This is a genomic window from Streptomyces sp. BRA346 (assembly GCF_052851135.1).
On sequence record NZ_JAIWIH010000019.1, the window covers coordinates 184,126 to 201,632 of the forward strand.

At 70.9% G+C, this 17,507-nt stretch carries 17 protein-coding genes and 5 tRNA genes; 6 read left to right on the forward strand and 16 right to left on the reverse strand.

The genetic code is table 11. From position 1 onward, the window contains the following. Positions 1-29 precede the first annotated feature (29 nt). From LCH29_RS22685 to LCH29_RS22695, 3 genes are read right to left on the reverse strand one after another with little or no spacing between them, the layout of a single operon-like run. The gene (locus tag LCH29_RS22685; protein ID WP_446463570.1) at positions 30-1,202 is read right to left on the reverse strand and encodes a D-alanine--D-alanine ligase family protein; all 1,173 of its coding nucleotides are present in this window, start codon (positions 1,200-1,202) and stop codon (positions 30-32) included. 34 nt (positions 1,203-1,236) lie between these two features. Then, on the reverse strand, positions 1,237-2,238 hold the full coding sequence (locus tag LCH29_RS22690) for an NAD(P)H-dependent glycerol-3-phosphate dehydrogenase (protein WP_446463571.1): 1,002 nt from the start codon (positions 2,236-2,238) through the stop codon (positions 1,237-1,239). After that, positions 2,235-3,011, reverse strand: a complete 777-nt coding sequence (locus LCH29_RS22695) for a lysophospholipid acyltransferase family protein (protein WP_446463572.1) — start codon at positions 3,009-3,011, stop codon at positions 2,235-2,237. Before LCH29_RS22695 ends, LCH29_RS22690 begins: the two co-directional genes overlap by 4 nt. A gap of 141 nt (positions 3,012-3,152) precedes the next feature. Between LCH29_RS22695 and cofC the strand changes: the two genes are divergently transcribed. After that, on the forward strand, positions 3,153-3,842 hold the full coding sequence (gene cofC, locus LCH29_RS22700; protein WP_446463573.1) for a 2-phospho-L-lactate guanylyltransferase: 690 nt from the start codon (positions 3,153-3,155) through the stop codon (positions 3,840-3,842). 71 nt (positions 3,843-3,913) lie between these two features. Beyond that, entirely contained in the window at positions 3,914-4,117 is a 204-nt protein-coding gene (locus LCH29_RS22705; protein WP_009714779.1) for a hypothetical protein, read from the forward strand. A 110-nt stretch (positions 4,118-4,227) separates the two neighbouring features. Here LCH29_RS22705 and LCH29_RS22710 read toward each other — a convergent pair whose 3' ends face one another. The 4 genes from LCH29_RS22710 to leuC form a co-directional block, all read right to left on the reverse strand. Then, positions 4,228-4,809 (reverse strand): HU family DNA-binding protein, encoded by a 582-nt coding sequence (locus LCH29_RS22710; protein ID WP_123099082.1) that lies wholly within the window; start codon positions 4,807-4,809, stop codon positions 4,228-4,230. A gap of 125 nt (positions 4,810-4,934) precedes the next feature. Then, entirely contained in the window at positions 4,935-5,180 is a 246-nt protein-coding gene (locus LCH29_RS22715; protein WP_446463574.1) for a hypothetical protein, read from the reverse strand. 124 nt (positions 5,181-5,304) lie between these two features. Then, positions 5,305-5,898, reverse strand: coding sequence for a 3-isopropylmalate dehydratase small subunit (gene leuD / locus LCH29_RS22720; protein ID WP_446463575.1), 594 nt, complete (start codon positions 5,896-5,898; stop codon positions 5,305-5,307). Between the two features lie 6 nt (positions 5,899-5,904). Beyond that, the gene (gene leuC, locus LCH29_RS22725) at positions 5,905-7,335 is read right to left on the reverse strand and encodes a 3-isopropylmalate dehydratase large subunit (protein ID WP_446463576.1); all 1,431 of its coding nucleotides are present in this window, start codon (positions 7,333-7,335) and stop codon (positions 5,905-5,907) included. 143 nt (positions 7,336-7,478) lie between these two features. Here leuC and ndgR point away from each other — a divergent pair, with 143 nt between their 5' ends. Continuing rightward, positions 7,479-8,195 carry an IclR family transcriptional regulator NdgR gene (gene ndgR, locus LCH29_RS22730; protein ID WP_055547339.1) on the forward strand — a complete coding sequence of 239 codons (717 nt, stop codon included), beginning with the start codon at positions 7,479-7,481 and terminating at the stop codon, positions 8,193-8,195. A gap of 40 nt (positions 8,196-8,235) precedes the next feature. Here ndgR and LCH29_RS22735 read toward each other — a convergent pair whose 3' ends face one another. Further along, positions 8,236-8,727 carry a DUF4188 domain-containing protein gene (locus tag LCH29_RS22735; RefSeq protein ID WP_446463577.1) on the reverse strand — a complete coding sequence of 164 codons (492 nt, stop codon included), beginning with the start codon at positions 8,725-8,727 and terminating at the stop codon, positions 8,236-8,238. Positions 8,728-8,847: 120 nt separating this feature from the next. On the opposite strand from LCH29_RS22735, the gene LCH29_RS22740 reads away from it, so the two are divergent. Then, positions 8,848-9,492 (forward strand): MerR family transcriptional regulator, encoded by a 645-nt coding sequence (locus LCH29_RS22740; protein WP_446463578.1) that lies wholly within the window; start codon positions 8,848-8,850, stop codon positions 9,490-9,492. Between the two features lie 45 nt (positions 9,493-9,537). On the opposite strand, the gene LCH29_RS22745 is transcribed toward LCH29_RS22740, so the two are convergent. The 8 genes from LCH29_RS22745 to LCH29_RS22780 all read right to left on the reverse strand — a co-directional run bounded on the left by LCH29_RS22745 (position 9,538) and on the right by LCH29_RS22780 (position 12,947). Next, positions 9,538-9,610: transfer RNA gene (locus tag LCH29_RS22745), tRNA-Glu, on the reverse strand. A gap of 27 nt (positions 9,611-9,637) precedes the next feature. Continuing rightward, positions 9,638-9,709, reverse strand: a tRNA-Gln gene (locus tag LCH29_RS22750). 13 nt (positions 9,710-9,722) lie between these two features. Then, positions 9,723-9,795, reverse strand: a tRNA-Glu gene (locus LCH29_RS22755). A 31-nt stretch (positions 9,796-9,826) separates the two neighbouring features. Then, positions 9,827-9,899: transfer RNA gene (locus LCH29_RS22760), tRNA-Glu, on the reverse strand. A 50-nt stretch (positions 9,900-9,949) separates the two neighbouring features. Next, positions 9,950-10,021 (reverse strand) — tRNA-Gln (locus LCH29_RS22765). Positions 10,022-10,189: 168 nt separating this feature from the next. Continuing rightward, positions 10,190-11,689: a glutamate--tRNA ligase gene (gltX, locus tag LCH29_RS22770; protein WP_446463579.1), complete on the reverse strand. Its 1,500-nt coding sequence runs from the start codon at positions 11,687-11,689 to the stop codon at positions 10,190-10,192. Next, on the reverse strand, positions 11,682-12,473 hold the full coding sequence (locus LCH29_RS22775) for a fumarylacetoacetate hydrolase family protein (protein WP_123099077.1): 792 nt from the start codon (positions 12,471-12,473) through the stop codon (positions 11,682-11,684). Before LCH29_RS22775 ends, gltX begins: the two co-directional genes overlap by 8 nt. 294 nt (positions 12,474-12,767) lie before the next feature. After that, complete coding sequence (locus LCH29_RS22780; RefSeq protein ID WP_446463580.1) at positions 12,768-12,947, reverse strand: hypothetical protein; 180 nt, start codon at positions 12,945-12,947, stop codon at positions 12,768-12,770. A 594-nt stretch (positions 12,948-13,541) separates the two neighbouring features. Between LCH29_RS22780 and LCH29_RS22785 the strand changes: the two genes are divergently transcribed. Together LCH29_RS22785 and LCH29_RS22790 are read left to right on the forward strand one after the other, a co-directional pair. Continuing rightward, positions 13,542-17,378: a nitrate- and nitrite sensing domain-containing protein gene (locus LCH29_RS22785; protein ID WP_446463581.1), complete on the forward strand. Its 3,837-nt coding sequence runs from the start codon at positions 13,542-13,544 to the stop codon at positions 17,376-17,378. A gap of 9 nt (positions 17,379-17,387) precedes the next feature. After that, on the forward strand, positions 17,388-17,507 hold a 120-nt coding region (locus tag LCH29_RS22790; protein ID WP_030834062.1), incomplete at its 3' end, for a roadblock/LC7 domain-containing protein.

Sequence of the window (17,507 nt, forward strand, 5' to 3'; positions counted from 1 at the left end):
GAGCTGCGGCGGCGACCGCCGGGTCGCCGCTAGCGCAGCCCCGTGGAGCGGCGCAGCGCGGCCTGGATGAGCCGGTCCACCAGCTCCGGGTAGCTCACGCCGCTCTCCTGCCACATGCGCGGGTACATGGAGATCGGGGTGAAGCCGGGCATCGTGTTGATCTCGTTGATCACGAACTCGCCGCTGTCCAGCAGGAAGAAGTCCGCGCGCACCAGGCCCTCGCAGGACACCGCGTCGAACGCGCGCACCGCCAGCTCCTGGACCCGCTCGGTCTCCTCCGCGGTGAGCGGCGCGGGCACGACGCCGGGGGCCGCGTCGATGTACTTGGCCTCGAAGTCGTAGAAGTCGTGGGTGGAGACCGGGGGGATCTCGGCGGGCACGCTGGCCCGCGGGCCGTCCTCGAATTCCAGCACGCCGCACTCGATCTCGCGGCCGCGCAGCAGCGCCTCCACGATGACCTTCGGGTCGTGGTGCCGGGCCTCCTCGATGGCCGCGTCCAGCTGGTCCGGGCCGTCGACCTTGGTGATGCCGATGGAGGAACCGGCCCGCGAGGGCTTCACGAACACCGGCCAGCCGTGCTCGGCGGCGAAGTCGGTGATCCGGGCGCGGGCGGCGGCGGGGTCCCGCTCCCAGTCGCGGGGGCGGATCACCTCGTACGGGCCGACGGGCAGCCCGAACGAGACGAACACCCGCTTCATGTACTCCTTGTCCATGCCGACGGCGGAGGCCAGCACCCCGGCGCCCACATAGGGCACCCCGGACAGCTCCAGCAGCCCCTGGAGGGTGCCGTCCTCGCCGTACGGGCCGTGCAGCATGGGGAAGACGACGTCGACGTCGCCGAGCGCCTTGGGCACCGCGCCCGGCTCGCTGTAGACGACCTCGCGGCTGCCCGGGTCGACCGGCAGCACGACCGACCCCTCCTCGGACTCGGCGAGCCGTTCGACGCTCGGGAGCTGCCGGTCCGCGATGGCCATCCGCTCGGGCGCGTCGGCGGTGAGCGCCCAACGGCCGTCCGCCGTGATGCCGATCGGCAGCACGTCGTACTTCTCGCGGTCGATGGCGCGCAGCACGGCCCCCGCGGTGACCACGGAAATGGCGTGCTCGGAGCTGCGCCCGCCGAAGACCACGGCGACGCGCGGCTTCCGCGGCTCACCGGAGGAGGAAGCCGGGACAGGGCTTGAGGAAGGAGTCTGGCTGCTCATATCGCGTTGAGGTTACCTTGCGGTTCGGACGGCGTCAGTGCCGCTCGGCCTTCGCGCTGCGCGACATCAGCTCTTTGAGCGCGACGAGCGGCTGTTTGCCGTCGTGGACGATGCCCACCACGGTCTCGGTGATCGGCATGTCGACGTCGTGGCGCCGGGCGAGATCCGCTACGGACTCGCACGACTTGACGCCCTCGGCCGTCTGCCGGGTGACCGCGATCGTCTCCTCCAGCGTCATGCCGCGGCCCAGGTTGGTGCCGAAGGTGTGGTTGCGGGACAGCGGCGAGGAGCAGGTGGCGACCAGGTCGCCCATGCCCGCCAGGCCGGCGAAGGTGTGCGCGTCGGCGCCCATCGCGAGGCCCAGACGGGTCGTTTCGGCGAGCCCGCGGGTGATGAGGGACGCCTTGGCGTTGTCCCCGAGGCCCATGCCGTCCGCGATGCCGACGGCCAGCGCGATGACGTTCTTCACCGCGCCGCCGAGTTCGCAGCCGACCACGTCGGTGTTGGTGTACGGGCGGAAATAAGGGGTGTGGCACGCGGTCTGGAGGCGGCGTGCCACGTCCTCGTCGCGGCAGGCCACCACGGAGGCGGCGGGCTGCCGGGCGGCGATCTCCTTGGCGAGGTTGGGTCCTGTGAGCACCGCGACGCGCTCCGCGGGTGCCTCGGCGACCTCCGCGATGACCTCGCTCATCCGCTTGGCCGTGCCGAGTTCGACGCCCTTCATCAGGGAGACCAGCACGGTGTCGGAGGGCAGCAGCGGGGCCCAGGCGGCGAGGTTGCCGCGCAGCGTCTGGGAGGGCACGGAGAAGACGGTGAACTCCGCGTCGCGCCCGGCCTCGGCCGGGTCGGTGGTGGCCCGAACCCCGTCGGGGAGGCGGATGCCGGGGAAGTAGTCGGGATTGGTGCGGCCGGTGTTGATGGCCTCGACGACATCGGGCCTGCGGCCCCACAGCGTCACCTCGCAGCCGGCGTCGGCGAGCACCATCGCGAAGGCGGTGCCCCAGGACCCGGTGCCGTAGACGGCGCAGCGCGTCACTTGCTCTCCTCTTCGGCCACGGGGCGTTCGGCCACGGGGCGCGGCTGGTCGGCGGCGTGCGGCTGGTCGGGGTCGAGGTCGCGCGCCCGGGCGGGCACCTGCTCGCCGCGGACCTCGGCGAGGAGTTCGGTGACCGCGGCCATGATGGTGTCGGTGGCCGCCCGCAGCACGTCGGCGGTGGGCTCCTGGCCGTAGTACTCGGAGAGGTCCACCGGCGGGCCCGCGTGCACCCTGAGGGTCTTGCGCGGGAACAGCCTGACCTTCTTCTCCTTGGCGTACGGCGGCACGGCCTCATTGGCGCCCCACTGGGCGACCGGGATGACGGGGGCCTTGGTGAGCAGGGCGACCCGGGCGGCGCCGGTCTTGCCGCGCATCGGCCACAGGTCGGGGTCGCGGGTCAGGGTGCCCTCGGGGTAGAAGGCCACGCACTCGCCCTTGTTGATGGCGTCGACGGCGGCCCGGAAGGCGTTGGCGGCGTCGGTCGACTCGCGGAAGACGGGGATCTGCCCGGTGCCGCGCAGCATCGTGCCCACGAAGCCGCCCTTGAAGAGGGCCGCCTTGGCGAGGAAGCGGGGCACGCGTCCGGTGTTGTACTGGAAGTGCGCGTAGGAGAGCGGGTCGAGATACGAGTTGTGGTTGATCGCGGTGATAAAGCCACCGTCGGCGGGAATGTGCTCCATTCCGTGCCAGTCCCGCTTGAACAGAACCACCAGCGGCGGTTTCACCATGACCGCCGCCATGCGGTACCAGAAGCCGATTCTGCGGCCGGACACTCGGAACATCCTCCTCTTGGACCCTGCTGACCTGCTGGCTTGCTGCCGTCCGGGCAGCCGCACAAGTGTCGCTCCAGGTACTCGGTCTGTCGAGGACACCGTAACCCCGCCCGTCCGGGACGAGTCGGGCAGCAGGCGAGAATGGGGCCCGTGGGAAGAGACGCGAGGTCTGCGATGTGGACGCTGGTGGTGCCGCTGAAGCCCCTGTCCCGGGCGAAGAGCAGGCTCTCCGGCGCCGCCGGCGACGCCCTGCGGCCCGGTCTCGCGCTGGCATTCGCCAAGGACACGGTGGGGGCGGCGCTGGCCGGCCGACGCGTCGCCGGGGTCACCGTGGTCACCGACGATCCGCTCGCCGGGCGCGAGCTGGCGGCCCTGGGCGCCCGCATCCTGCCCGATACGCCGGGGCGCGGCCTGAACGCGGCACTCGCGCACGGCGCCCGGACGGTGCGGGATGGCCGCCCCAGGGCCTCCGTAGCGGCGCTGAACGCCGATCTCCCGGCCCTGCGGACGGCCGACCTCGACCAGGTGCTCGAAGCCGCCGCGGGCTTCCCACGCGCCTTTCTGGCGGATGCTGCGGGGGTCGGTACGACGCTCCTCGCGGCGGCGCCGGGCACCGACCTCGCCCCCGCCTTCGGGGGCGCCTCCCGGGCCCGGCACCGGGCGTCCGGCGCGTACGAGATCGAGCTGCCCGGGGTCGACTCGGTACGGCGCGACGTGGACACCGGCGAGGATCTGCGCGCGGCGCTGGCACTGGGCGTGGGCACCCACACGGCCCGGCTGTGCGGCGCCGCCTGCCCGCCCGGGCCGCGGGCCGCACTGCCCGGCACGTAGGGGGCGCCCGCACAGGACCTGGGCGGGTGCCCGGCGGGAAGACCGGCGGTGGCGCGCACTAGGGTGGCGGTATGCAGGGAACGGCCTATACCTACGACTCCGACGCCCGTACCGGCAGTGTGCTGCTCGACGACGGCACGCCCCTGCCCTTCGACGCGGCGGCCTTCGACGCCGGGGGGCTGCGGATGCTGCGGCCGGGACAGCGGGTGCGGATCGAGGTGGCGGGCGAGGGGGACGACCGGCGCGTCGTCTTCATCACCCTCCAGACGTTCTGAAGACGTTCCGAAAGCCCCGGGCGGTGGTTCCGGGCCCGTGACGCACCGCGGGCCGGGCTCCCTCGGGGAGCCCGGCCCGGCGCGTGAACGGTGCCGCTGAGCGGCGACGACTAGCGCTTCCTGGCGGTGGTCTTCTTGGCGGGAGCCTTGCGCGCGGTGGTCTTGCGCGCCGGGGCCTTCTTCGCGGCGGCCTTCTTGGCGGTCGTCTTCTTCGCCGGAGCCGCCTTCTTGGCCGCGGCCTTCGCGGGCGCCTTCTTCGCAGGAGCCTTCTTCGCGGCGGCCTTCTTGGCGGTCACCTTCTTCGCCGGAGCCGCCTTCTTGGCGGTGGCCTTCTTGGCCGCGGCCTTCTTCGCGGCGACCTGGAGGCTGCCCTTGGGGGCCTTCTTCACGGCCACCTCGCCGCCCCGCGGCAGCTTCTTCGAACCGCTCACCAGGTCCTTGAAGCCCTGACCCGCGCGGAAACGGGGCACGGAGGTCTTCTTGACCCGGACCCGCTCCCCGGTCTGCGGGTTACGGGCGTACCGGGCAGGCCGTTCCACCTTCTCGAACGAACCGAAACCGGTGACCGAAACTCGATCCCCGCCGACCACTGCGCGGACGATGGCGTCCAGTACCGCGTCGACCGCGTCGGCGGCCTGCTGCCGTCCGCCGACCTTGTCGGCAATCGCTTCTACGAGCTGCGCCTTGTTCACGTCTTCCCCTTCGGAGACATTGCTGGAACGAATGTGTTCAAGCTTTTTCGCACGTTAGGCAGATATATACCGCAAATCAAACACGAAACGGGCTAATCACCCTTGTGCCGCAACGCACTCGGTCGTCACGGACATCGGTCGGAGTCGGGATCTTCGGGGAAACGCCCCTGGTCGAGGTCGTTCATCAACCGCTCCAGACGCCTTGCCGCGTCTGCGAGATCGTGTTTTGACGCTGCCGTGATCACCAGCAGCTTCCGGGACAGCGCCATCCGTACGCCCTCCGGGACTTGCAGTGTGCGCACCCTTGTGTGCGCTTCCTTGAGCCGGGCGGCGACAAGACCGTAGAGCTCGAGTTGGCCGTCGCGTTCCATGCACTGATTGTGCCATCTGAGGCGAGTTGTCGCTTCACGGGGCCTCAACATGACGATGCGCCGCCAGTCCGAGGACTGGCGGCGCATCATGTCAAACCCGCTGTGCGCAGGGGAAACCGGGGGTTCAGAGCACCGTCGTGCTGGGCTTGAAAGAGGGGCGACGACCCTCGTACGCGACGATGTCGGCCTCCTCCCTGAGGGTGAGGCTGATGTCGTCCAGCCCCTCCAGGAGTCGCCACCGGGCGTTCTCGTCAAGCTCAAAATCAGCCGTGATTCCCTCGGCTCGAACCTGACGGTCGACGAGGTCCACGGTGACCTCCGCGGCGGGGTCCGCCTCGACCAGCTTCCACAGCCGGTCCACGGTCTCCTGCGGCAGGACGACGGTCAGCAACCCGTTCTTGAGGGAGTTGCCGCGGAAGATGTCGGCGAAGCGCGAGGAGATCACGGCCTTGAAGCCGTAGTTCTGGAGCGCCCACACCGCGTGCTCGCGCGAGGAGCCGGTGCCGAAGTCGGGGCCGGCCACCAGAACCGTCCCGCCCTTGTGCGCGGACTGGTTGAGCACGAACTCCGGGTCCTTGCGCCAGGCCTCGAACAGCCCGTCCTCGAAACCGTCGCGGGTGACCTTCTTGAGCCAGTGCGCCGGGATGATCTGGTCCGTGTCGACGTTGCTGCGGCGCAGCGGAACGGCCCGGCCGGCGTGCGTGGTGAATGCTTCCATGGCTGCTCAGACCCCCACGGGAACGGTGACGTCGGCGTCGGACAGGTCGGCGGGCGAGGCCAGGTGGCCGAGCACCGCGGTGGCGGCGGCGACCTGCGGCGAGACCAGGTGGGTACGGCCGCCCTTGCCCTGCCTGCCCTCGAAGTTGCGGTTGGAGGTGGACGCCGAGCGCTCACCGGGCGCGAGCTGGTCGGGGTTCATGCCCAGACACATCGAGCAGCCCGCGTGCCGCCACTCGGCGCCGGCCTGGGTGAACACCTTGTCCAGCCCCTCCTCCACGGCCTGGAGCGCGACCCGCACCGAGCCCGGGACCACCAGCATCCGCACCCCGTCGGCCACCGAACGGCCGTCCAGGATCGAGGCGGCGGAGCGCAGGTCCTCGATGCGGCCGTTGGTGCAGGAACCGACGAAGACGGTGTCCACCTTGATCTCGCGCAGCGGCTGACCGGCCGTCAGACCCATGTACTCCAGGGCCTTCTCGGCGGCGTACTTCTCGCTGGCGTCCTCGAAGGTGGACGGGTCCGGCACCGACTCCGACAGCGGCGCGCCCTGACCGGGGTTGGTGCCCCAGGTGACGAACGGGGCCAGCTCGGAGGCGTCGATGACGACCTCGCGGTCGAACACCGCGTCGTCGTCGCTGCGCAGCGTGCGCCAGTACTCGACGGCCGCGTCCCAGTCCTCGCCCTGCGGGGCGTGCGGGCGGCCCTGGAGGTACGCGAAGGTGGTCTCGTCCGGGGCGATCATGCCGGCCCGGGCGCCCGCCTCGATGGACATGTTGCACACGGTCATCCGGGCCTCCATCGAGAGCTTCTCGATGGCGGAGCCGCGGTACTCGATCACGAAGCCCTGACCGCCGCCGGTGCCGATGCGGGCGATGATCGCCAGGATCAGGTCCTTGGCGGTGACGGTCTCGGGCAGCTCGCCCTCGACCGTCACGGCCATGGTCTTGAACGGCGCGAGCGGCAGCGTCTGGGTGGCCAGCACGTGCTCGACCTGGCTGGTGCCGATGCCGAACGCGAGCGCGCCGAAGGCCCCGTGGGTGGAGGTGTGGCTGTCACCGCAGACGACGGTGGTGCCGGGCTGGGTCAGTCCCAGCTGCGGTCCCACTACGTGGACGACGCCCTGCTCGACGTCGCCGAGCGGATGCAGACGTACCCCGAACTCCGCGCAGTTCTTGCGCAGCGTCTCCAACTGGGTGCGGGAGACGGGGTCCGCGATCGGCTTGTCGATGTCGAGGGTCGGGGTGTTGTGGTCCTCGGTCGCGATGGTGAGATCGGTACGACGCACCTGGCGTCCGGCCTTGCGGAGGCCGTCGAACGCCTGCGGGCTGGTCACCTCGTGCAGCAGGTGCAGATCGATGAAGAGGAGGTCCGGCTCGCCATCGGCGTGCCGGACGACATGGTCGTCCCAGACCTTCTCCGCGAGTGTCCGTCCCATCGCTTTCCCTCCGGCCGGCCACTTCGCCGGCCCAACTCGTGTCGAGTGCGTGCCCTGGTCTGCGGGCCCGCCACTTACCAGAGTGGCGGGTATCCCGAAAAATTGAACTTGCGTTTCACACTGTGAGACGCGAGTATCGTTTCATGGACAACTCTAGCGGCGTCGGCGTTCTCGACAAGGCGGCTCTGGTATTGAGCGCTCTGGAGTCCGGCCCGGCCACCCTCGCGGGGCTGGTCGGGGCCACCGGTCTCGCGCGCCCCACGGCGCACCGACTCGCGGTAGCACTCGAGCACCACCGGATGGTGGCGCGTGACATGCAAGGCCGCTTCATCCTGGGCCCGCGCCTGGCCGAGCTGGCCGCGGCGGCCGGCGAGGACCGGCTGCTCGCCACGGCCGGGCCCGTCCTCACCCACCTCAGGGACGTGACCGGGGAGAGCGCGCAGCTCTACCGGCGCCAGGGCGACATGCGCATCTGCGTCGCGGCGGCCGAGCGGCTGTCCGGACTGCGGGACACCGTGCCGGTCGGCTCCACCCTCCCCATGAAGGCGGGCTCGGCGGCCCAGATCCTGATGGCCTGGGAAGAGCCGGAGCGGCTGCACCGGGGCCTCCAGGGCGCCCGCTTCACGGCGACGGCGCTGTCCGGCGTACGGCGGCGGGGCTGGGCCCAGTCGATCGGCGAGCGGGAGCCGGGCGTCGCGTCCGTGTCCGCCCCGGTGCGCGGCCCGTCCAACCGCGTGGTCGCCGCCGTCTCGGTCTCCGGACCGATCGAGCGGCTGACCCGCCACCCGGGCCGCATGCACGCCCAGGCCGTCATCGACGCGGCCGCCCGCCTCTCCGACGCCCTGCGCCGGGGAAATTGATCACGGCGTTACGGCGCCCGGCTCCCCCGGCACCACTCCCCTACGCGCCCTTCAGCGACAGCCGGTCGGCCGCGCGCTCGCCGCGGCGGCCGACCGGAACGACCCCGGTGGCCTTGCCGAGACCGAACGCCGGCATGTCGTAGTAGATCGCCTCGTGCGCACCAGCCGGCACGGCGTACGTCTCGTGCCAGATGCCGACCTTCCCCCGGCCCTCCCGCGCCCGCCGGTTGAACGCGGCCCACGCCGGGCGGTGCTCCTTGTCCTGCGCCGAGGCGTACGACAGCAGCTTCTCGTGCGAGTCCCAGTACTGGACGACGTACAGCACCCGCGGCGGGCCGACCAGCACCTGGTAGCCCAGCAGCCCGCTCCCCTCGTCCCGCGACAGCTCGCGCAGCATCCGCGGCATGGCCTTGAACACCGGCAGCCAGCTGCGCAGCGCGCGGAAGCGGTTGACGCGCATCCCGATGAGGAAGACGGTCACCTCTCCCGTCCCCTCGGCGGTCATGCGGCCTTCGATCACATCGGCACCCATGGTGATCCCCTCGTTCCGACGTCACGACATACTGGATAGTGGAGCTATCCAATGGTTGGATAGTGACACTCTCCATGCAGAAACGCAAGGGAAAACCGGAAAGGGCAAGGTGCTCACGGCATGCGACTGGCGGAGCTGAGCGAGCGCAGCGGGGTGTCCACCGCGACGATCAAGTACTACCTGCGCGAAGGGTTGCTGCCGCCCGGCGAGCGCCTCACCGCCACCACGGCCGCGTACGGGGAGGAGCATCTGCGCAGGCTGCGGCTGGTGCGGGCGCTGATCCAGGTGGGCCGGATGCCGGTGGCCACCGCGCGCGAGGTACTGAAGGCCGCCGAGGACGAGTCGCTGAGCCAGCATCTGCGCCTGGGGGCCGCGGTCTGGGCGCTGCCGCACGACTCCGAACCCGACAACGACGCTCCGGAGACGGCCCGGGCGCAGGAGGAGGCGAACGCGCTGCTGGACCAGCTCGGCTGGGCCCACGGCCGGGACACCCGCGACGAGTCCCCCGCCTACCGGATGCTGGTGGAGGCCATCGCCTCGCTGGCCCGCCTCGGATACCCGCATGACACCGGCCACTTGCTGCCGTACGCCCGGCTGGCATCCGAACTGGCCGTCCACGAACTGGATGTGGTGGAGACGTACGACACGCCCGGCGAACAGATCGAGGCGTCCGTCGCGCTGACCGTGCTGTACGAGCCGGTACTGCTGAGCCTGCGGCGGCTCGCCCAGGCCCAGGAGTCCGGCCGCCGCTTCGACCAGGAATAACGCGAAAGGCCCTCCGCGTCACCGCGGAGGGCCTTCCCTGTCTTGTACCCCCGACCGGATTCGAACCGGCGCTACCGCCTTGAGAGGGCGGCGTGCTAGGCCGCTACACAACGGGGGCCTGAATCAGCACACATCCTGTACTGCGCTGGGCTACCAGGACTCGAACCTAGACTAAATGAACCAGAATCACTCGTGCTGCCAATTACACCATAGCCCATGGTATAGACCAGTACCCCCGACCGGATTCGAACCGGCGCTACCGCCTTGAGAGGGCGGCGTGCTAGGCCGCTACACAACGGGGGCCCTAGCAATCTCCGTAGCTGCTGGAGATCCGTACCCCCGACCGGATTCGAACCGGCGCTACCGCCTTGAGAGGGCGGCGTGCTAGGCCGCTACACAACGGGGGCTTGGTCTTGCTTGATCAAGAGATTCACGAAGAAATCGAGAAGATCTCTTGCTGGGGTACCAGGACTCGAACCTAGACTAAGTGAACCAGAATCACTCGTGCTGCCAATTACACCATACCCCACCAAAACGCCACCCCTGTCGGGGTTTTGTCTGGGTGTGCGCCCCGGTCCGGCCTTTCGGCCCGCCCGGGCGGCGCAGGAAGAACATTACCCGATGGTGGACGGGCCACCAAAACGGATTGCCAGGGTGGTGGCGCCGCGTGCCGGGCACGCGGCGCCCCTCCGGTACGTCAGGCCGACGCCAGCTTGGCCAGTGCCGCGTCGATGCGGGCCAGCGTGCGCTCGCGCCCCAGGACCTCCAGGGACTCGAACAGCGGCAGGCCGACCGTGCGGCCGGTGACGGCGACGCGGACCGGGGCCTGCGCCTTGCCCAGCTTGAGACCGTGCTCCTCACCGGCGGCGAGGACGGCCTCCTTGAGGGGCTCGGCCTTCCAGTCCGCCCCCGCGAGGTCGGCGATCTTCTCCCGGGCGGTGGCGAGCAGGGCGTCCGCGCCGGGCTTCATGGCCTTCGTCCACGACGCCTCGTCGGCCACCGGCTCGTCCAGGAAGAGGAAGTCGACGTTGGCGGTGATGTCGGACAGCACCGTCAGCCGGGTCTGGGCCAGCGGGGCCAGCTCCTCGAAGGCGTCCGCGTCGAAGCGGTCCGGGGACCAGGGCGCGTGCGGGGCCTGGAGCCAGGGGCCGCACGCCTCGATGAAGGTCTTGACGTCCAGCTGCCGGATGTGGTCCGCGTTGATCGCCTCGGCCTTCTTGAGGTCGAAGCGCGCCGGGTTGGCGTTGACACCCGAGATGTCGAACGCGGCGACCATCTCCTCCAGGGAGAAGACGTCCCGGTCGGCCGAGAGCGACCAGCCCAGCAGGGACAGGTAGTTGAGCAGCCCCTCGGGGAGGAAACCGCGCTCCCGGTAGAGGTTCAGCGACGACTGGGGGTCGCGCTTGGACAGCTTCTTGTTGCCCTCGCCCATGACGTACGGGAGATGGCCGAAGGCGGGCACGTGGCCGCCGCCCACGCCGATCTCGGCGAGCGCCCGGTAGAGCGCGATCTGGCGCGGGGTGGAGGACAGCAGGTCCTCGCCGCGCAGCACGTGCGTGATCTCCATCAGCGCGTCGTCGACGGGGTTGACGAGCGTGTAGAGGGGGGCGCCGTTGGCGCGCACGATGCCGTAGTCCGGAACGTTGTCCGGGGTGAAGGTCAGCTCGCCGCGCACCAGGTCGGTGAAGGTGATCGGCTCGTCGGGCATCCGGAAGCGGACGATCGAGGCGCGGCCCTCGGCCTCATGCGCCGCGATCTGCTCGGCGCTCAACGTGCGGCAGGTGCCGTCGTAGCCGGAGGGGCGGCCGGCTTTGCGGGCGGCCTCGCGGCGCTCCTCCAGCTCCTCGGCGGTGCAGTAGCAGCGGTAGGCGTGACCGGCGTCCAGCAGCTTGGCCGCGACGTCGGCGTAGAGATCCATGCGCTCCGACTGGCGGTAGGGCGCGTGCGGGCCGCCGATCTCGGGGCCCTCGTCCCAGTCGAAGCCCAGCCAGCGCATGGCGTCCAGCAGCTGCGCGTACGACTCCTCGGAGTCGCGCGCGGCGTCGGTGTCCTCGATGCGGAAGACCAGGGTGCCGCCGTGGTGGCGGGCGAACGCCCAGTTGAAGAGGGCGGTGCGGACCAGGCCCACATGGGGGTTGCCGGTCGGCGAGGGAGAGAAACGAACCCGCACGGGGGCGGGGGAGCTTGCGCTAGCCACGCTTGATCACCTTGTTGGTGAGAGTGCCGATGCCTTCGATGGTGACGGCGACCTCGTCGCCGACGGTGAGGGGGCCGACGCCCGCCGGGGTGCCGGTGAGCACGACGTCGCCGGGGAGCAGCGTCATCGCCTCGGTGATGTGCACGATCAGGTCCTCGATGGAGCGGACCATCTCGCTGGTGCGGCCCAGCTGCCGCTGTTCGCCGTTGACGGTGCACATGACCCCGAGGTCGGCGGCCCGCTCCAGGTCGATGTCGGTCTCCACCCAGGGGCCCAGCGGGCAGGAGCCGTCGAAGCCCTTCGCCCGCGCCCACTGCTTCTCACGCCGCTGCGCGTCGCGCGCGGTGATGTCGTTGCCGCAGGTGTAGCCGAGGATGACGTCGGCCACGCGCTCGCGCGGGACCTCACGGCACATCCGCCCGATGACCACGGCCAGCTCGGCCTCGTGGTGCACCTCGGAGGAGAAGGAGGGGTACGCGATGGGGTCGCCGGGGCCGATCACCGAGGTGGACGGCTTGAAGAAGACGACCGGGACGTCGGGGACCTCGTTGCCGAGTTCGGCGGCGTGCTCGGCGTAGTTGCGGCCGATCCCGATGACCTTGTTGGGCAGGACGGGCGGCAGCAGCCGGACCTTGCTGAGCGGGACCTTCTGCCCCGAGCGCTCGAATTCGGCGAAGGGGTGTCCCTTGATGATGTCGACGACGGGGCCGCCCTGGTCGGACGGCTCGCCCTCGACCACTCCGAAGGCGACGTTGCCATCGATGGAGAATCTGGCGATGCGCACGGGAAGCTGGTGCCCCTTAACTGGACTCGCTGGAGACTGACGCTCCAGGCTATCGCCCCGCCTCCCGCACGCCGCCGGGTCGGCTCGCCCGTCCCCGGTGGGGGGACGTGGGCGAGTGAACCAAAGGGGCGCGCCGGTGTCGAAAGGGAGAGCGCGCGCAGGCCCCGAGGGCTCGGATCGATATGCGGCTCCGCCGCGCGAGGGGCCGAGCACGGTCGACCGTCGACATCGGCTGAGGCGCCCCGGCGGGGGCACCTCCCAGCGGTAGCTGGGGGAGAACCGAGCCCCAAAAGATCAGTGGCCGGGGGCCTCGGTGAGCACGGTGCGCCGGGGGTTGGCGGTCTGGGTGGGCAGTTCGACGGAGTGCTCCGGCTGCTCGCCGGTCTCGGTCCGCAGTTCCTCGGCATCCCCGAGATGGGCCAGGGTGGTGCGCCGGGGGTTGGCTATCGTGCGGAACATCATCGTCGTCTTCACTGGGTTTACGCCTCGCGTTGTTGTCGTTTTGACCGGTTGTGTAAAGCGTCAGGCTAGGGGCGGCCTTGCCCATGGAATCGCAGAAAAAGTCTTGAGCGGCATGTGATTTTGCTCACGACTGATCGGGCAAATGCCGCATTCACGGCACGCAATGCGCGCCCCGAAACGGACATTGCACCCCCGAAGCAGACGTTCCGCTCTTGATCATCGCTAGCCGGACACGCCGCGGCCGCGATCAACTCGTTCACAAAAGTCCGTTATCGAGGACATGACTTTCTACGTCCGGTAATAGCGCCCGCACTGAGCGTCACGCGCGTCACAGCCTTACCCCTTGCCCTTGTTGCAGCATCCGGCACTGTGCTGGAATTCCCGGGACCGCCGTGGGAACTAGCCGGCGCGCATGGGGGCGCAAGACGGAGGCGCCGAGCGGCGGGGGCTCCTCCAGTCGAATACGAAAGGAAGCGCGCCGGTCACTCACGACCGAATTGGGGGGCCGCGGTCCCCCTCAACTCGACACCGCTTCACCGCTGACCCGGTGAAGCGCCTGGTCCAGAGGTTGCGACGCTAGTGCAGGGACGTTTCAAGAGGGATGGTATGGGGTCTCCCCAGGCCCGCCAGGGCCGCGGGGAAACTTCGGCGGACCCGGAGCCGCGCGGTGGGACCGACCGCGGTTCCTCGCCCCAGCGTGCCCAGGGCGGGCGGCCCCCGGCCGACCAGGGCCCCGAGACCGGCGCCCAGGGCGCTACGAAGACCAGCGCGCCCAGCGGTGGCGGCGGCGCGGCCGAGTCCACGACAGCGTCGGCGCCCAGCGGGCCCGGCGCCCGGATGGCCCTCAAGAACTGGCGGATCAGTACCCGGCTGGTGTCCCTGCTGGCGCTCCCGGTGGTCGCCGCGACCACGCTGGGGGCGCTCCGTATCGACACCTCGCTGGACAACATCCAGCAGCTCGACCAGATGAAGCTGCTCACCGACATGACGCAGCAGGCCACGCAGCTGTCGAACGCTCTCCAGGCGGAGCGGGACAAGTCGGCGGGGCCGCTGGCGAGCAAGGGCAACGAGAAGGACGACGGTGTCGTCTCCACGCGCGAGGACACCAACCGCGCGATCGCGGCCTTCCGCAAGGCCACCGACAACGTCGAGCCAGGCGACCAGTCGATGGCCGGTGTGCAGTCGACGCTGGTCAACATCGACCGCCAGCTCGGCAAGATCAACGATATCCGCGACTCGGCGTACGACAACAGCCAGTACTACTCGCTGACGGTCCAGGACTACAACGAGTTGATCACCTCGCTGCTGTCGCTGTCGCAGGACATGGCGCAGGCCACCAGCAACCGCGCGATGATCAACAACACCCGCGCGCTCGCCACCTTCTCCTCCGCCAAGGAGTACGCCTCCATCCAGCGCGCGCTCATCAGCGCCGCCCTCGCCGACCCCAAGGGCGCCGAGTTCTCCGCCAACGACAGCCGGTTCGCCAGGACCGCGGTCGACAAGGAGAACGAGGCCCTGGGCAGCTTCAAGCAGATCCGCCAGGGCAACTCCGAGGACCTGCTGGAGCCGCTGGACAGCCGCCCGGACATCAAGGCGGCGACCATGTACGCCGATCGGGCGGTGCGCGACCCGGACGGCCTCAAGGCCGAGAAGCGCACCTACCTGGACTGGTACGACCAGGACAGTATCAAGATCGACGAGATGGGGAAGATCGAGCAGACGCTGCTCAGCGAGATGACGCAGAAGTCTCGTGAGCTGCGCGACTCCGCCCAGCAGGACGCGATCCTCAACGGTGCGCTGATCCTTCTCGTCCTCGGTGTCTCGCTCGTCGGCGCGTTCGTGGTGGCCCGGTCCATGGTGCGTTCGCTGCGCCGGCTCCAGGACACCGCGCAGGACGTCGCCGAGAAGCGGCTGCCCGAGCTGGTCAAGCAGCTGTCCGAGTCCGATCCGCAGGACGTGGACACCTCCGTCGAGTCCGTCGGTGTGCACAGCCGGGACGAGATCGGCAAGGTGGCCGCGGCCTTCGACGACGTGCACCGCGAGGCGGTCCGGCTGGCCGCCGAACAGGCGCTGCTGCGGGGCAACGTCAACGCGATGTTCACCAACCTCTCGCGCCGCAGCCAGGGCCTCATCCAGCGTCAGCTCTCGCTCATCTCCGAGCTGGAGAGCCGCGAGGCCGACCCGGACCAGCTGTCCTCGCTGTTCAAGCTCGACCACCTCGCGACCCGCATGCGCCGTAACGGCGAGAACCTGCTGGTCCTCGCGGGCGAGGAGCCCGGCCGCCGCTGGACCCGGCCGGTCCCGCTGGTGGACGTGCTCCGTGCGGCCGCCTCCGAGGTGGAGCAGTACGAGCGCATCGAACTCAGCTCGGTCCCGGCGACCGAGGTCGCGGGCCGGGTCGTCAACGACCTCGTGCACCTGCTCGCCGAGCTGCTGGAGAACGCCACCTCCTTCTCCTCGCCGCAGACCAAGGTCAAGGTCACCGGTCACGCCCTGCCCGACGGGCGGGTGCTGGTCGAGATCCACGACACCGGCATCGGGCTCTCGCCGGAGGACCTGGCCGCGATCAACGAGCGGCTGGCCTCGCCGCCCACGGTCGACGTGTCGGTGTCCCGGCGCATGGGCCTGTTCGTGGTCGGCCGGCTGTCGCTGCGCCACGGCATCCGCATCCAGCTCCGGCCGTCCGACTCGGGCGGTACGACGGCGCTGGTCATGCTGCCGGTGGACGTCGCCCAGGGCGGCCGCAAGCCGACGCCGCAGGGCGCCGGGGGCAAGTCCGGCGGTCCCGGCGGGCAGGGTGGTCCGGGCGGCCAGGGCGGGCCGGGCAACGGCTCGGCGGGGCTGCTCGGTTCGGCGCCCTCGCGGCGCCAGGTCCCCGGCGCGGGTCCGCGCACCGCGCTGCCCGGCACCGGTGGCCTTCCGACCCGCCCGGCCGGTGCCGGTACGGGTGCCGGTCCGACAGGTGGCGCCCCCTCCGGCCCGAACCTCTTCGAGGCGCCCGGCCGGTCGGCGCAGCGGAACGAGCCCCCGGCCGCCCCCGGCAGGAACGAGCCCCCGGCCGGGCCCGGCAGCGGTGCCGGTGCCGGAGCCCCCTCAGGTCGTCCCTCGCTGCCCACGCGCGGCGACCAGGGCCCGACGGTCGCCCCGCCGACCGGTGCGCCCGGCCGTGCCGACTCCGGCGACCAGGGCAACCGTCCGCAGCTGCCCTCGCGCGACCCGACACGTGAGCTTCCCGGCCCGCAGCAGGCGCCCGGCACCAGCTGGGGCGCAAGCCCCCAGGACGACTGGGCGGGACCGGCGGGACGGCGGGACGCGGGCGACCGGCCGCGCGGGCACGAGGAGCCCGAGACCACGGGCCAGTTCGCCCGCCCGGACCTCGGCTCCGCCCCGGGCGAGCGCCGCGATCCGTTCGGCAACCGCGGCCCCGGCGACACCGGTGAGCTGCCGCAGCTGAGCGACGGCCCCAACCTGTTCGAGCCGCGCCGCGGCCCGGGCGACACGGGCGAGTTCCCGCGTCCGGACTACGGCCGCGGACCGGGTGACACCGGCGAGTTCCAGCGTCCCGACGTCGGCCGCGGCCCCGGTGACACCGGCGAGTTCGCCGTACCCGGCCAGGAGGGCCGCGGTCCGGGCGACACCGCGCAGTTCAACCGCCCCGACTACGGGCGCGGGCCCGGCGACACCGGCGAGTTCGCCCGGCCGGAGCTGGGCCAGGGGCCCGGCGACACCGCGGAGTTCCCGCAGGTGCGGGACGACCGGAACGAGCGCGGCGGCCGCCAGACGGACGACGCCCTGCCGCCCGCCGCCGGTCCGGGCGACGGGCGGACGCCGATATTCGACACCATCGAATCCACCTGGCTCCACCCCCAGGCCGACCCCTCGGGCGGCCAGGGCGACGGCGGGCGGTACCCCGTCGAGCCGCCCGCCCAGGCTCCCGAGCCGCCCTCGGCCGGGCAGCCCGGCCGGGGCCGCGAGCCGCAACAGCCGTCCTGGAACACCGGTGAGTACAACACCGGTGAATACAACACCGCCGCGGCAGGCGGAACCGGCGGCCTGGGCGACACCAACGGAGCCCAGCGCGGCGGCGGCGTCAACGGCACCAACGGCGCCGGTTTCCAGGGGCTGGGCGCGGGATCGGCGTGGCAGTCGTCGGCCAACGACGAGCGCTGGCGGCGCGCGGGACAGATCCGCGAGCCCGCCGCCGGCGGTATCACGGCGTCCGGCTTGCCACGGCGCGTGCCCCGCGCCAATCTCGTGGAGGGTGCCGCACAGTCGTCCCAGCAGCCCGAGCAGGTGGGGCCCCAGGTGTCTCGCGCGCCCGACGATGTACGCGGGAGGCTGACCAACCTCCGCCGGGGGATTCAGCAGGGTCGTCGGGCCGGAACCGGCCTCGACGGCAATCACGATCGCGGCGTAGGCCCGACTTACCAGCAGGAGCGTTAGTTGAGCCCGATGAGCCAGGCGGCGCAGAATCTGAACTGGTTGATCACCAATTTCGTGGACAACACCCCCGGGGTGTCCCACACCGTGGTGGTCTCCGCCGACGGACTCCTTCTGGCGATGTCCGAAGGC